The organism is Streptomyces sp. NPDC005898 (assembly GCF_040629635.1).
GTDB lineage: Bacteria > Actinomycetota > Actinomycetes > Streptomycetales > Streptomycetaceae > Streptomyces.
Genome location: NZ_JBEXWC010000003.1, coordinates 328,224 through 342,574, shown reverse-complemented (window position 1 = coordinate 342,574; position 14,351 = coordinate 328,224). Strand labels below are relative to the sequence as shown.

At 71.9% G+C, this 14,351-nt stretch carries 15 protein-coding genes; 4 read left to right on the top strand and 11 right to left on the bottom strand.

Annotation, left to right across the window (positions count from 1 at the left end):
* Positions 1-3: 3 nt before the first annotated feature.
* The 3 genes from ABZ385_RS06910 to ABZ385_RS06900 all read right to left on the bottom strand — a co-directional run bounded on the left by ABZ385_RS06910 (position 4) and on the right by ABZ385_RS06900 (position 3,193).
* Positions 4-1,842 carry a lasso peptide isopeptide bond-forming cyclase gene (locus ABZ385_RS06910; protein WP_358910163.1) on the bottom strand — a complete coding sequence of 613 codons (1,839 nt, stop codon included), beginning with the start codon at positions 1,840-1,842 and terminating at the stop codon, positions 4-6.
* A 26-nt stretch (positions 1,843-1,868) separates the two neighbouring features.
* Entirely contained in the window at positions 1,869-1,979 is a 111-nt protein-coding gene (locus tag ABZ385_RS06905; protein WP_358584124.1) for a keywimysin-related RiPP, read from the bottom strand.
* Positions 1,980-2,518: 539 nt separating this feature from the next.
* Positions 2,519-3,193, bottom strand: coding sequence for a 4'-phosphopantetheinyl transferase superfamily protein (locus ABZ385_RS06900; RefSeq protein ID WP_358910286.1), 675 nt, complete (start codon positions 3,191-3,193; stop codon positions 2,519-2,521).
* 169 nt (positions 3,194-3,362) lie between these two features.
* On the opposite strand from ABZ385_RS06900, the gene ABZ385_RS06895 reads away from it, so the two are divergent.
* The 4 genes from ABZ385_RS06895 to ABZ385_RS06880 all read left to right on the top strand — a co-directional run bounded on the left by ABZ385_RS06895 (position 3,363) and on the right by ABZ385_RS06880 (position 8,839).
* Positions 3,363-3,989, top strand: a complete 627-nt coding sequence (locus ABZ385_RS06895) for a YigZ family protein (protein WP_358910161.1) — start codon at positions 3,363-3,365, stop codon at positions 3,987-3,989.
* 95 nt (positions 3,990-4,084) lie between these two features.
* A complete protein-coding gene (locus ABZ385_RS06890; RefSeq protein ID WP_358910159.1) occupies positions 4,085-5,248 on the top strand; it encodes an exonuclease SbcCD subunit D in 1,164 nt (387 codons plus the stop codon).
* A complete protein-coding gene (locus ABZ385_RS06885) occupies positions 5,245-8,295 on the top strand; it encodes an SMC family ATPase (protein ID WP_358910157.1) in 3,051 nt (1,016 codons plus the stop codon). Before ABZ385_RS06890 ends, ABZ385_RS06885 begins: the two co-directional genes overlap by 4 nt.
* 352 nt (positions 8,296-8,647) lie before the next feature.
* Positions 8,648-8,839: a hypothetical protein gene (locus tag ABZ385_RS06880; RefSeq protein WP_358910155.1), complete on the top strand. Its 192-nt coding sequence runs from the start codon at positions 8,648-8,650 to the stop codon at positions 8,837-8,839.
* 69 nt (positions 8,840-8,908) lie between these two features.
* Here ABZ385_RS06880 and ABZ385_RS06875 read toward each other — a convergent pair whose 3' ends face one another.
* The 8 genes from ABZ385_RS06875 to ABZ385_RS06840 form a co-directional block, all read right to left on the bottom strand.
* Positions 8,909-9,313 (bottom strand): hypothetical protein, encoded by a 405-nt coding sequence (locus ABZ385_RS06875; protein ID WP_358910153.1) that lies wholly within the window; start codon positions 9,311-9,313, stop codon positions 8,909-8,911.
* Positions 9,314-9,817: 504 nt separating this feature from the next.
* Positions 9,818-10,117 carry a YgjP-like metallopeptidase domain-containing protein gene (locus tag ABZ385_RS06870; protein WP_358910151.1) on the bottom strand — a complete coding sequence of 100 codons (300 nt, stop codon included), beginning with the start codon at positions 10,115-10,117 and terminating at the stop codon, positions 9,818-9,820.
* Positions 10,118-10,140: 23 nt separating this feature from the next.
* Entirely contained in the window at positions 10,141-10,500 is a 360-nt protein-coding gene (locus tag ABZ385_RS06865; protein ID WP_358910149.1) for a hypothetical protein, read from the bottom strand.
* A gap of 66 nt (positions 10,501-10,566) precedes the next feature.
* A complete protein-coding gene (locus tag ABZ385_RS06860; RefSeq protein WP_358910148.1) occupies positions 10,567-11,061 on the bottom strand; it encodes a hypothetical protein in 495 nt (164 codons plus the stop codon).
* Positions 11,058-11,414, bottom strand: coding sequence for a hypothetical protein (locus ABZ385_RS06855; protein WP_358910147.1), 357 nt, complete (start codon positions 11,412-11,414; stop codon positions 11,058-11,060). The genes ABZ385_RS06860 and ABZ385_RS06855 overlap by 4 nt, the downstream gene beginning before the upstream one ends.
* A 112-nt stretch (positions 11,415-11,526) precedes the next feature.
* On the bottom strand, positions 11,527-13,203 hold the full coding sequence (locus tag ABZ385_RS06850) for a ParB N-terminal domain-containing protein (protein WP_358910145.1): 1,677 nt from the start codon (positions 13,201-13,203) through the stop codon (positions 11,527-11,529).
* Positions 13,204-13,231: 28 nt separating this feature from the next.
* Positions 13,232-13,852: a hypothetical protein gene (locus ABZ385_RS06845; protein WP_358910143.1), complete on the bottom strand. Its 621-nt coding sequence runs from the start codon at positions 13,850-13,852 to the stop codon at positions 13,232-13,234.
* A gap of 68 nt (positions 13,853-13,920) precedes the next feature.
* On the bottom strand, positions 13,921-14,313 hold the full coding sequence (locus ABZ385_RS06840; RefSeq protein WP_358910141.1) for a hypothetical protein: 393 nt from the start codon (positions 14,311-14,313) through the stop codon (positions 13,921-13,923).
* Positions 14,314-14,351 lie beyond the last annotated feature (38 nt).

The window sequence follows — 14,351 nt, the reverse complement described above, 5'->3', positions numbered from 1 at the left end:
TGCCTAACGGGTACGGGCGGGGGACAGGCCGCGCAGCCATACTTCGGCGGCGATGGTGGAGTACAGGATGGCGTCGCGCAGCCCGGGGGCGGAGGGCCGCTGCGCGAGCCGGCGCAGCGCGTCGCCGTCGACCAGGCCGAGCTCCTCCAGCCGGGAGTTCTCCCACAGGGTCGCCAGGTCGGCGCGGTGCCGGCGCAGACCGTCGGCGGCGTCCATCGCGGCGGCGGCCTTGGTGGTGCGCCGCAGGCACGCCTCGGGCACGATGCCGCGCATCGCGGCGGTGAGCACGGGCTTGTAGGCCCAGGGCGTGACACGCTCCTGCGGCCGGATCGCCAGACACGCCTCGATGACGCGGTCGTCCAGGAACGGCGAGGCCATCGGCACCCCGGCGCGGGCCGCCATGCGGTCCCACTGGCGGATGATGCGGGTGCAGGAGCGGATCTGCTCCAGATCGGCGTGCATGCCCCGGTCCGGGTGCAGCGGGGCGACCGTCGAGGCGGCCTCGCGCAGCGCCCGTTCGGCCATGCGTCCGGCGTCGGGTGTCACCCAGTCGAAGAGGCGCGGCGGCATGCCCCAGCCGAGGCCGGTGGCGACCGACGCGGGGAGCGGGGCGCGCAGGTGACCGGCGGCGTCGGCGAGGCATCGCCCGTACGCGCGGGAGTCGGCGAGGGCGCGGACCGTCCCGCCGAGCGGCCACTGCCACAGCGCCCGGAAGCCGCGGAGCTGCCGCAGCGCGAGAAGCGGACGGGTGCGCGCCAGCCGGTGGTAGTACGCCTCGGAGCACCAGGCCACGTGGTCACCGCCGATGCCCGTCAGGTGCACCCGGCTGCCGCGCGCCGCCATCGCGGGCAGATGGCGCAGCACCCGCGAGCGGTCCATGACGCCGATGGTCGGTTCGTCCAGCAGGTCGTCGATGCCCAGGAGGTCGTCGTAGACCAGCGGTGAGGCGTCCGCGTCCCACACCACGTGCTCGACGTCGGGCAGATGTCGCGTCGCCTGCTCGGCCCAGTACAGGTCGGTGTCGGCGGGATCGCGCCCCGGCCAGGTGCTGGCCACGACCTTGGCCGGGGACCGGTCGGCCAGGAAGCAGACGGAGGTGGAGTCCAGGCCGCCGGACAGGTCGCAGCTGACCACGCCTCCTTGGCCGGTACGGGCGTTCACCGCGGCGCCGAGGGCCTCGCGCACCAGCGGAGCGCCGTCGGCGAGCGTGCGGACCGGACGCGGCGGATGCCACCACCGCGAGTGGCGTACGGTCCGTCCGTCGGCGGCGACGATCAACGCGCTGTCCGGGGGGACAGCGGTGACCTCGCGCCAGAGGGAGGTCTCGAAGAGCGGGTAGGGGACCGGCCACAGCAGCCGGACGGCGAGCCGTTCCACGTCGGATCCGCTGCCCAGCGCGGCGGCGAGGACGTCGGCGCGGGTGGCGGCCACCGGCACGCCGTCCACGACCGCGTGGAACACCAGCCGGAGCCCGGAGGCCGTGCCCTGCACCCTCATTTGCCGGTCCAGGGCGGCGACGAGGTGGAAGCTGCCGGGCAGTGAGCGGGCCAACGCGTCCAGTTCGGCCAGATCGCGCAGCCGCCGGGCCCGGGCCTCCAGTTCGGCCGCCTCGACGGGACAGCAGCCGATGACGGCCAGGGCGGCGTGGCCGGCGCGGGCCGTGACGATCTCCTGGTCGTCCCACTGGCCCACCAGCCATGGCCGGCCCGAAGGATGGTGGAGGGTCCGTGTTCCGGGGCGGGCGAAGGTGCGGGCCACGGCGGCCGCCTCCGCACGGTCGTGGAAGACCGTGAAGTGCGCGTCGCCGGGGCCCGTCCCCGCACTCTCGTGCAGTTCAGTCATGACGTCGTGTCAGAACCGTCGCTCCGTCAGTTCTTGCTCAGGATGAGCCGGTCGTTGCCGGAGCGCGCCAGGAGCCCGGTCTTCTTCCGGAACGTTCCGAGCCGGACGAGTGCCGGTGCTTCGTAGGCCTTCTTCATGACCCCTCCTCAGGTTGCGGATCGACACCCCTTCCCTCGGCGGCGGTGCGCTGGGGCTCCGTCGGCCTGCCCTGACCCCATCGGGGGGCCGGGGCGAGGAAGTGGGCACAGCAACCAGCTAGGTGCATGACCGGAAGGTGCTGCAAGAGCATGAAAGGAAGTATGACGATACGAAAAAGGCTTATCTGGAACCGTGTTCGCGCCCTTACTCGCCGGTCGAGTCAGGATCGGACACGTGTCGACCACGGTGCGAACAAGTGGAGACAAAACGTTTCCACCTGCGCATCGGACTGCCCCGGCGAGGGTCCGGTCGCACGGGGACGACAGTCGGGTCGGGAGGGGAGCCGCCGGGGCGCATTCACCGGTGCCGGCGCGCTCCATCTTTTTCAGCCTCCGCCGTGACCGGGGCGGCCGGATCCTCACTTCGGCGCCGACGTCATCGAGGGCGGGACAGCCGCGCTGCTCGCCCCCTACCTCGACGCGCCGCACAGCTGCGGCATGGCGCGCGTGCCGGGCACCTGGCCGGCGGGCCGGCCCGCCTATCGCGCGGCGGACGCCTGGCGTACGCCGACCGGCAGGACGATCGCCGTGGCGGCTATCCCGTCGCGGACCGTCCACCGGCCGGAGAACACCGTCAGCTCGGCGCCCTCCACCACGGGCCCCGCCACGAGCAGCCGCGCGGTGAACGTGCCGGCCGGGTCCAGCTCCAGCCGGGCGTCCTCGAAACCGAGCCAGCGCCCGGTCAGGGGGAACCACGTCTTGTAGACCGACTCCTTGGCGCTGAACAGCAGCCGGTCCCAGGGCGTGCCCGGATACCGGGCGCCCAGCGCGGCGAGCGCGGCACGCTCCGTCTCGTCGGCGATCAGCTTCAGGACGTCCGGGTCCCGCAGCGGCTCGCCCGGCTCCGCGTCGACCCCGAGCGAGATCACCTCGCCGGCGCGGGCCACGACGGCCGCGCGGTACCCCGCGCAGTGCGTCATGCTCCCGACGACCCCGGAGGGCCAGCGGGGCGCTCCCCGCTGCCCCGGCAGGATGGGGGCGGGCGACACCCCGATGCGCCGCAGCGCGGCGCGGGCGCAGTGCCGCACGGTGGTGAACTCGTGGCGCCGCTTGGCCACCGCGTTCGCCACCACCGCCTCCTCCTCGGGGAAGAGCACGGCGTCGGCCGGGTCGTCACGGGTCTCCACGACGGTGACGGGCGCGGCGGCCAGCAGGGATGCCAAGGGGCCGGGGGATTCCGGGACTTGGCGCACGGATATCGAGGGGGACGTCACGAGAGATCACCGTACCCGGCCGAGGCGCCCGCGCGCGGGGACAGTGACGTGCGCCACCCGGCGCCGCTCCCGGCTCGGGCGGCGCCCGCCGAGCACCTACGCTGGCGTGATGCAGGACGAGTACCGCACAGTGGCCCGCGAGGGCGTGCACGAGACCGAGATCAACCGCTCGCGGTTCCTGTGCACCCTGGCGCCCGCGGCCACCGAGCGGGAGGCGCAGGACTTCGTCGCGCGCGTCCGCAAGGAGCACCCGACGGCCACGCACAACTGCTTCGCGTACGTCATCGGGGCCGACGCGGCGATCCAGAAGGCCAGTGACGACGGCGAGCCCGGCGGCACGGCGGGTGTCCCGATGCTCCAGATGCTCACCCGCCGGGACATGCGGTACGTCGCCGCCGTCGTCACCCGCTACTACGGCGGCGTCAAGCTCGGCGCGGGCGGTCTCATCCGCGCCTACGGAGGAGCCGTCGGCGAGGCGCTCGACGCCCTTGGCACCGTCACCCGCCGCCGCTTCCGCCTGGCCACCGTCACCGTCGACCACCAGCGGGCCGGCAAGGTCCAGAACGATCTGCGCTCGGCCGGCCGCGAGGTGCGTGACGTTCGTTACGGCGAGGCCGTCACCATCGAGATCGCTCTGCCCGACGCCGACGTCGCCGCCTTCCGGGGCTGGCTGGCCGACGCCACCGCGGGCACCGCCGTGTTCGACCTCGGGGGAGAGGCGTACGGGGACGCATGACGTCGCGGGTGCCCCCGGGAGCCGGGGCGCAGGAGGCGTACGGATACGGCGGTGGCCGCCCGTGATGTCCGACCCGCCCGTTAGTCTCGGGGATCATGAGGCTGCTGCACACGTCCGACTGGCACCTGGGCCGCTCGTTCCACCGCGTGAACATGCTCGACGCCCAGGCCGCGTTCATCGCGCACCTGGTGGCGACCGTGCGCGAGCGCGAGGTCGACGCCGTCCTGGTGGCCGGTGACGTCTACGACAGGGCGGTGCCGCCGCTCGCCGCGGTCGAACTCTTCGACGACGCCCTGCACCGGCTCGCGGACCTCGGCGTGCCCACCGTGATGATCTCCGGCAACCACGACTCGGCGCGCCGCCTCGGCGTCGGCGCGGGCCTCATCGACCGCGCCGGCATCCACCTGCGCACCGCCCCCGCCGCCTGCGCGGACCCCGTCATCCTCACCGACGACCACGGGGACGTGGCGTTCTACGGCCTGCCCTACCTCGAACCGGCCCTGGTCAAGGACGAGTTCGGGGTGGACAAGGCGGGCCACGAGGCCGTCGTCGCGGCCGCCATGGACCGCGTACGGGCCGACCTCGCCACCCGCGCGCCGGGCACCCGCTCCGTCGTGCTCGCCCACGCCTTCGTCAGCGGCGGCCAGGCCAGCGACAGCGAGCGGGACATCACCGTCGGCGGGGTCGCGTCGGTGCCCGCCGCGCTCTTCGACGGCGTCGACTACGCCGCGCTCGGTCACCTGCACGGCAGCCAGACGCTCGGCCCGCGCGTGCGCTACTCCGGCTCGCCGCTGCCGTACTCCTTCTCCGAAGCGGACCACCGCAAGAGCATGTGGCTGATCGACCTCGGCCCCGAAGGGGAGATCGGGGCCGAGCGCCTCGACTGCCCGGTGCCGCGCGCGCTGGCCCGCATCCGGGGCACCCTGGACGAGCTGCTCGACGACCCCGCCCTCACCAGGCACGAGGAGGCGTGGATCGAGGCCACCCTCACCGACGCCGTGCGCCCCGACGACCCCATGGCCCGGCTCTGCGCGCGCTTCCCGCACACCCTCAGCCTCCTCTTCGACCCGGACCGGGCCCCCGACGACCCGGACCTCTCCTACGCCCGGCGCCTCGAGGGCCGCAGCGACCAGCAGATCGCCGAGGACTTCGTGGCCCATGTGCGCGGCGCCGGGCCCGACCCGCACGAGCGGGCGGTCCTGCGGTCCGCCTTCGACGACGTCCGCACGGACGACACCGTGCACGAGGTCGCCCGATGAGACTCCACCGGCTGCGCCTCACCGCGTTCGGGCCCTTCGGCACCACCCAGGACATCGACTTCGACAAGCTCTCCGCCGCCGGCCTCTTCCTGCTGCACGGGCCGACCGGCGCCGGCAAGACCTCCGTCCTGGACGCCGTGTGCTACGCCCTGTACGGCTCGGTGCCGGGCCCCCGCCAGGGCGGCGGACAGGGCATGACACTGCGCAGCGACCACGCCCGGCAGGACACCCGCACCGAGGTGTGCCTGGAGCTCAGCGTCGCCGGGCGCCGCCTGGAGATCACCCGCATGCCGCCCTGGGCGCGGCCCAAGAAGCGCGGCACCGGCACCACCACCGACAAGGCCCAGAGCTGGCTGCGCGAGCGCGCTCCCGAGGGCGGCTGGAAGGACCTGAGCCGCTCCCACCAGGAGATCGGCGAGGAGATCACCCAGCTGCTCGGCATGAGCAAGGAGCAGTTCTGCCAGGTCGTGCTGCTGCCCCAGGGCGACTTCGCCCGCTTCCTGCGCGCGGACGCGGAAGCGCGCGGCAAGCTGCTCGGCCGCCTCTTCGACACCCGCAGGTTCGCCGCCGTCGAGCAGCGGCTCGCCGAGCAGCGGCGCACCACGGAGACCGAGGTCAAGGACGGCGACGCGGCGCTCCTCGCCGACGCGCACCGCATGCAGCAGGCCGCCGCCGACGACGGCGGGGAAGCCGAGCTGCCCCTGCCCGGCCTCGCGCCCGGCGACCCGGGCCTGGCCGCCGAGGTCCTCTCCTGGGCCGCCGTGGCCCGCGCGAGCGCCCGCGAACGCCTCACCATCGCGCGGTGCGCCCTCACCACCGCCGAATCCGCGCAGGCCGCCGCCGAACGCCGACTCGGTGACGTACGGGAACTGGACCGGCTGCAGAACCGCTTCGCCGAGGCACGGGAGCGCGCGGCGCGGCTCCAGGCCCGCGAGGAGGAGCGGCGCGAGTACGAGCGGCGCCTGGAGCGGGCGCGCAAGGCCGAGACCGTGGCCCCCGCGCTCGCCCTGCGCGACGCCGCCGAGGCGGAACACCGCCGGGCCGCCCAAGAGGAGGCACACGCGCGTGGCCGCCTCCCCGAGACGTTCGCGGACTCCGGCGCGTCGGGGCTGGCCGCCGCCGCGCGCAAGGCGGCCGAGGAGCTGGGCGGCCTCGGCGCCGCCCGGCGCGCGGAGCAGCGGCTCGCCGACATCGCCGCCGAACGCGCCGCGCTGGAGCGGCAGGAGCGCGCCGACGACGACCTGCTGCGGGAGGCGTCCGGCTGGCTCGACGGCTGGGAGGGGACCCGGGCCGCCCTCCAGGAACGCGTCGAATCCGCGCGGGAGGCCGCGACGCACGCCGAGCGGCTGGCGGGCCGCCTCGAACCGGCCCAGGACCGCCTGGACGCCGCCCACCGCCGCGACCGCCTCGCCCGGGAAGCGGCGGCGGCCCACGAGCGCGCCCTGACCGCGCGCGAACACGCCGGGGCCACCCATGAGCACTGGCTCGCTCTCAAGGAACAGCGCCTGACGGGCATCGCCGCCGAGCTCGCCGCACGTCTGACGGACGGCGAACCGTGCGCCGTGTGCGGGGCCACGGAGCACCCCGCTCCGGCCGGCAAGAGCGCCGGACACGTGGACCGGCGCACCGAGGAGGAGGCGCTCACCGCCCACCGCGCCGCGCTGGAGGCCCGCACGGCCGCAGAGCGCGCGCTCGGCGACGTCCAGGCCTCCCTGACCGCGGCCACGGAGGCGGCCCGCGGTGGCGCGGGGCGCCGGACCACCGGTGAACCCGGGGAGGCGGAACCGACCGTCGAGGAACTCGACAGGATTGTGGCGGAGTTGCGGCGGGCGCACGCCGAGGCCCGCGACCGCGCTTCAGGGCTGCACGCCGCGCGGGAGGCGCTCGCGCGGGCCGAGCGCGAGTACGACCGCAGGACCGCCGAGCAGCAGGAGGCCGCCCGCCGCGCCGCGTCCCGCGCCACCCTGCGCGAAGCACTCGACCGCGAACAGGACGTGCTGGCAGCCGAGTTGACCCGGGCGCGCGGCGCCACCGGCAGCGTCGCCGCCCGCGCCGCCCAGCTCGAACGGCAGACCGCGCTGCTCACCGAGGCGGCCGACGCCGCGCGCGTCGCCGCCGACACCGCCGAGCGCCTCAAGGCGGCGGACGCACGCCTGGCCGACGCCGCCTTCCGCGCCAAGTTCGACACCCCTCGGGCGGCGGCCGAGGCCCTCCTCGACGACGCCCGCCACCGCGAGCTGCAACACCGCATCGACGCCTGGCGCGACGAAGAAGCCGCGGGGCGCTCCGTCCTCGCCGAACCGGACACGGCCGCCGCCGACCGGCAGCCGCCCGCCGATCTGCCGGCGGCGCGTGCCGAGGCCGAGGCCGCGGGACGGCGGCTGCGGACGGCGGCCTCCGCGCGCGACGCCGCGGCACGCCGCTGCGCCGAACTGGACCGGCTCTCCGCCCGCACGGCCGCGGCGACGCGCGCACTGGCGCCCCTGCGCGCCGCCCACGACCGCGTGGCCCGGCTGGCCGGCCTCGCCGCGGGCACCTCGGCGGACAACGAACGCCGGATGCGCCTGGAGTCGTACGTGCTGGCCGCCCGCCTGGAGCAGGTGGCCGCCGCCGCGACGGTCCGGCTGCGTCGGATGTCGTCCGGGCGCTACACCCTGGTGCACTCCGACGACCGTACGGGGCGCGGCCGTTCGGGCCTCGGCCTGCACGTGGTCGACGCGTGGACGGGCCGGGAGCGCGACACGGCGACCCTCTCGGGCGGCGAGACGTTCTTCGCCTCGCTGGCGCTGGCGCTGGGCCTCGCGGACGTCGTCACCGACGAGGCGGGCGGCGTACGCCTGGACACGCTCTTCATCGACGAGGGCTTCGGCAGCCTGGACGACCAGACCCTGGACGAGGTCCTGGACGTCCTGGACTCACTGCGCGAGCGGGACCGCAGCGTAGGAATCGTCAGCCACGTCGCTGACCTGCGACGACGCGTGCATGCGCAGCTGGAGGTGGTGAAGGGGCGGGACGGTTCGACGGTGCGGCAGCGGGGCGGAGGGTGAGGTCCCAAACCCTCGATTCCGGATCGTGCCCTGTCTTACCCGGCTTTTCCGTGACCGTCCTTGCCCTTCTGTCCCCCGCGTGTCCCCCGGAGAGCCTCCAGGACCAGCTGCTGCGTCTACTTGTTCCGCCAGTCTGACGTCCTTGCAGGTAGGACCTCACGACGGTTTTTCTTGACTACCGCTCAGAGTTCGCGGCGGAGGCGGCCATTGCCTTTCACCGGCCCCCCGGGCGGGGCTCTGCTCCGATGCGCGGTGTAGGTCGTTCACCGGGACGAACTGGCAATCCTCGTTCAGCGACGAACTGGGTACGGCTACTCATGCGCGGCTTGTGAGCGCCGCCTACGCTCGCCAGATGCCTGACAAATCGCACACTTCTGGCAGGAGGGGGCTGGTCTGCTGCCTGCTGTTCACTGTTCTGCCTGTCGTCTGGTTGGTTGCCGCCCCGGTTCTGCCGGAGCGGGTTCTTTGGTTTCCGTTCTGGATGAGCGCCGCGATCTGGAATGGAGCGGATGGCCAAGGCGGTATCAGCAGCCTGTTCGGCTGACAGTAGGCAGGAGGGCGTCCGCAGCTGCTGTCGCAATGTGCAGGACGGCAGCCGGTACGTTTTCGCGGTTCAGGGCGTCCCGGACCTCGACCTCAGGGGTGTGCACTTCATGCAGTGTGAGGAGCACAGTGCGGCCTCCCGTTGCGTCTGGTGTTTTCCGCAGGTTTGGCAGGAGGCGTCGGGGTGTTCGGTGAACTCGACGTCTGGTGAGCCGCAGGCTGTGCAGCGCACGTCGTGCAGGCGGGGCAGCTTTCCGTTCTGGTCGAGTGGGCCGGCGGCGTAGCCCTGGAGTTGGATGTGGGCGCTGTGCAGGTCGACTTCGGGTATGTCTGGCCGTTCGCGGTTGATGTACAGCCAGGCCTGGTGGCCGATGGTTCGGTTCGACGTGCGTGGGTCTGCTTCGAGTTCGGTTGTCCAGTAGCGTCCGTTCGGTGAGGGGCCGAGGCCGTCTTCGGCTGCCTCGTAGTAGGTCACGGCCCAGACGGCGTACCAGTTCTGTCCCAGGCCGGGGCGGTATGCATTGGTACGTGGGGGTGTCACTGCTGTTGTTTTTCCTTGTGGTTGGGGTGGAGGGGTGGGTCTGGGGTGGTGAGCCGTCCGAGCCAGAGTCGGCGGAGGGCGTTGTTGAGGTCGTGGTTGCTGGCGATGGAGGGGAGGTTGAGGGTTCGGCGGATGAGTTCGTGGAGGAGGGTGGGCGGGAGTTGAGCTGTGGCCCAGTGCAGGGTGAGTCCGCGGGTTGGGTGGTTGCGTGCCCAGGTGGTGCGCATTCGAGTTGAGAAGGTGCCTGTTAGTGGCGGGTTTGTTGTGTGCGTGGTGATCTGATCGTGGTGTGTTTTCAGCCATTCCTGTCCGGTGGTGGCGTAGAAGTTGATGATGGTTCGCTGCGCTTTGTCGGGGTTAAGTGCTGTGGTGTGCCGGAGGGCGAGTCGTGCTCCGGTGGGGGTCTGGCGTAGGCGGGTCAGCGGCTCCTCTTGTTCGTTATCGGGGGTGATGTGCAGGTTGGTGCGGTTGTTCGAGAACGTCGAATTGTGAGCCGGGGGCGAGTTCCTTGAGGGGGTCGTCGGGGGTGGTCTCGGCGAGGTGGGTGAGCTGCCGGTAGATCCATGGGCGGCGTCGTTCGACGAGTGCGGTGGCTTCTGCGTCGGTGGTGGTGTTCGGGCCGCGGACGATGATGTCGCCTTGCCTGCTGACGGTGACGGTGGGGTGGGTGCGGTGGGTGGTGTGGATGAGGACTTGGATGGCGCCGACGGTGATGGCGCGTTCGCTGTTATAGGTCACGATACAAAGCACTCTTCTTGGTTTCAGCTCGGCTGACCGCAGGCCTGGCAGACCCACGCCTGCGGGGTGCCGTGCAGCATGAGGTCAAGGACTCGGCGGGCGCGGCTGGGACACATGGCGCAGGTCAGCTCGAAGGTGCGCAGCATCCGTATGGGGAGTCCGGGTTCCTCGGGGTGCATCGTGAGGGGTGTCCCTTTGCCCTGAGCGTTGATGATCAGGCGGGTGCTCGCGGCGGGGTGGGCCTGGATGGAGCGGATGACCAGGTGGTCGTCGGGCGCTTCAGGCAGGGCGAAAGCGTCCTTGGTTCGCAGGCGTGAGACCGGGACCGGTGCGGTGATGGGCACGGTGACGATGAAGCCTCGCGGGGCGGGGGTTGAGGGCACGGTGGTTCTCGTTCCGGGTCGGTCGAGCGGGCGGCTGGTTGTCAGCGGATGGTGTCCCCGCGGGGGTCATGCCGCCGTTCCCTTGTCTGGTCGTGGGTGTGGATTGGTGTGCTTCAGGGTGGCGGCCGCTGTCGCGTGGGTGTACTGCTCGGCGGCGTCGTAGTTCCCCGGGGTGCCGAGGGTGATCGACAGGGCGAGGAGGAGGCCGGTGATGATCGCGCCTTGTTCGGCGGTGCGGGTGGGCGGTATGACCCGGTGCGTGGTGGTGTCGAGGCCGGATAGGAGTTCCAGGCGCCGGAGGTGGATCTCGGCTGCGAGCCGGAGGCAGACTGGTTCGACGTGGCGCTGGCGGTGCCGGCGGTCGGCGGCCTGCTGGTGCAGGTCGCGGTTGAGTAGGCGATGGCAGCTTCCGCAGAGATGCTCGGGGGCGGGTTCGGGGATCTCGCGCAGGGCGAGTCGTCCGCAGCGGGTGAGGACGAGTTGGTTGGGATCGGGCGGCCAGGTTGCGACGGTGACGAGGTGGGGCTTGCCGGAGAGCGATACGCCGTAGGTGTGGTTCATCGGCTGGCCTTGTCGTTGATGAGCCGCAGGAGGTAGGCGATGTCGGTTGGGGCGTGTGCGAGCAGGAGGGCGGCGGCCTCGGCGGCGGCGAGCGCCTGGGCGGGCTGTTCTTCGTCGGGTGCGTGGTTGCACAGGACTTCCGCGACGCGAGCACCGCCGGGTTCGAGGAGTTCGAGGGATGTGTGGACGGCGTCGGGGTCGTTGGCGTTGACGAGTGCGCCCTTTTCGGTCCAGTCGGTGCGGTGGAGTTCGAGTGGTGGCAGATTCGCGGCGCTGAGGTGGGCTGTGATGGTGGCGATGCGGTCGGCTTCTTGGGGGGTGAGGGTGGTGTCGTGCTGGGGAGTGGGGGTCACGGGTGAGGTCCGTTCGGTGGGTGTGCGGGGGTGACGCCCCCTCCTCTTGATAAGTAAATTCTACTCTTCATTGAGGGAGCGTCAATCGCGTACGTGCAGGTCAGAGGCGGGGTCAGGCTGCTATCGGTTCAGCCGCCTGCGGTGACTCGGCCCCCTCCTCGGCGGCGGGTGCCTGTGGCTCGCCGCCCTCCGCTTCGGCCTGTGTCTTCGCCCGCTCTTCGCCTGCCTTGAGGGTTTGCGCTTCGATGTCGGACAGCGTGTATCCCTCCGACTTCAAGAACGCCAGCCACCGAGTGGTCGCGGGGCTGGGGCCGCCGCGCCAGGCGCTGTCTCCCATGGCCTGCTGCTCGTACGCCGCACAGGTGAGTGCCAGCAGGATCTGCCAGCGTCGTGACGCCGGGGTCACCGCGATCAGGCCTGCGAAGGGGTCGCTGACCCGATTCCATTTCCCGCTCTGCTTGGCGTTCGGGTCCGGCACCCGCAGAAACGTGCTCGTCAGCGACGTGTCGTGGGTTCCGATGAAGTGCTCGAACATGTACGTCGTGCCGGTCAGCGTCGACAGGATGAGCGACCATGCCGCCGTGGAGGCGTTGCCCTTGCGCGTGCACAGGGAGGCCAGGAACTCGTGCCGCACCGGCCTTGCCGCGCGCCAGGCCTTGTTGTTGGCGATGACGGTGCGCCGGGCCTGCAATGCCTCCTCCCGGCTCCCGTGTTCCCGGCTGTCCTTTGGAGCGTCAGGGGCGAGCTGGTGCCCGCACTTCTGCCAGTCCTGGCAGAGCCAGACGGCCACCGGTTCGGTGCGGTCGAGGTAGGCGGCGTGGCCGGGGCAGGAGGTGTGTTCCTTGGCGTCCAGGGGGGCGCCGTCTGCCGTCACCAGGTGGGTGAGCGGGCGGGAGGAGGTGACTGTCCAGTCCCAGGTTGGGGAATGGAGGGGGATGCCGGCTTCGGCGAGGTCCTCCATGATCTCGTTGCGTGCCGCCTGGTCGGCCAGGCGCTCGCGCAGCTCCTGCATCTCGTGCGCCCAGTGGCCGCGCTGGCCGTTGCCTTCCTCGATGTCCCGCTGTTTCGCGGCGCGCAGCCAGGCGAGGGCGTAGTCGAGGTCCTGGACCTCGTGGAGGTCGGCCATTTCCAGGAAGTCGAAGTCGTAGTTCAGGGCTCGCTTCAGCAGGTTGTCGCTCAGTTTGTCGGCGGTCTCTGCGGCCTTGACCTGCTTGGGGCTCAACCCCAGGGTGCGGGCGTGCTTCGCCTTGCGGGTCTTGCTGATCTTCATGAGCGAGAGCTGCCGGACCGCTGCAAGCTCATCGCGTGCGGTGGCGGCCGTACGGTGCTTGTTCTCGATGAGGCTGAGCGTCAGCGCGTCATCGTCCACCCCTGTCAGGTCGGTGCGAATGATCACCGGGACCTTGCGGTAGGGGCGGCCTTTGGCTGTCGCCTTTTCCGCGGCGAGGACGGCCGCCTTGCAGCGGCGTTGCCCGAAGATGACGCCCAGCGTCTCGCCGTCCTCCTGTGGGCGCAGCAGCAGCGGGGTCTGCACGCCGACCTCTTCGACGGAAGCGATCAGCTCGGCGTCCGGTTCGGTCGTATCCGGCTCCCCCGGGTTGGGCTCCTCGGCGGTGTCCTCGTGCTCGGCGTCGGCATCTGTGGTGCCGGTGGCGGAGGTGCGCGACTTGCGGTGGTTGTAGGGGTCGATCACCAGGGTGCGCGGGTCGACCCAGGTGAACGTTCCGTCAAACCCCTCCACTCCGACGGGGGCCTTGGCGGTGGGCTGGGTGGTGTCGGTGACGGTCATGGTGCTCCTTCTCAGATCCGGGCGGGTGTCAGCTGGTGATGGTCTTCGAGCTGGTACGGCGAGGCTTGGTCTCCTTCGGCTTGGAGGCCGCCTTGCGTGTGCGGGGCTTGGGGTCCGCCTTCGGCTTCACGGTGCTCTTGCGTGTGCGGGCCTTGGGGGCCTGCGGCGGGGGTGCGGACTCGGCCGGCGCCGAGTTGGCGGCCGCGCTCGCGGGGGGCTGGGGCGGGCGGCTGCCGCGAGAGGTGAGGAGGGGGCGGTGCCCCTCGAAGGCGGGGAGCAGCACGGCGCGGACGGCGTGGAGAGTTGCTTCCAGCGGTGTCTCGTCGCAGGTGAAGGTGACGCCGGTGCTGTAGCGCACGCCTTGTGCCAACGGCAGCACGCCGTCCTCGGGCGTGGTGTCGGGCGGGGTGCCGCCGATGGCGAACGTCTGAAGGGCACGGCCGCTGAACAGCAGGCGCAGGCCGATCGCACGCTGGTCGGGGCCCGCGAGGTGGAGACAGTCGCCTCGGTCGGCTACGGGCTCCCAGGGGCCGAGTTCTGTGGCGATGGCTTCGGCAAGCCGGTGCAGGTCGGCCGGGGAGAGGGTGGGCGGCTCCTGTGCGTCGTCGTGCTGCGGGGCGGTGTGCTGTGGGGCGGGGGTCGTGCTCATGGGGTGGGGGTCCTCTCTACCGGGGAGTTGGTGCGGGGCGGCTGAACGGGCCGCTCCGCGAGGGTGTTTCAGGGGAGGTGAATGAAGACGGAAATGCCGTCGGGGTGTTGGGGGCAGAGGGCTTTGATGGCGGACGCGGGGGCGTCGAGGAGCGCGGTCAGCTCGCCGTCGTCCGTCACCTGAGCGAAGACGACGGGGCCTTGCAGGCTGTGGCCGAGACCGCCGCCCAGCTCGTCAACTGCGAGTGAGGCATAGAAGTTGGGGTGCTTGCCCTGCCGGTGCTCCCCGGCCAGAGCGACGACAGCTGTGCCGTCCGGCTGCCTGATGCGGGTGACGACTTCCAGCGAGGCGCGTACCGCCCGTCCGAGGATCTTCCTCTGTTGGTGAAGGGCCGCACCGAGGTCAAGGTCGGTGACCTTGCCGTCCAGGTCGATGCGCAGGGCACGGGTGGATTCGGTCATAGGGATCTGTCTCCTTGGGGTGTTCTCGCTTCAACCGA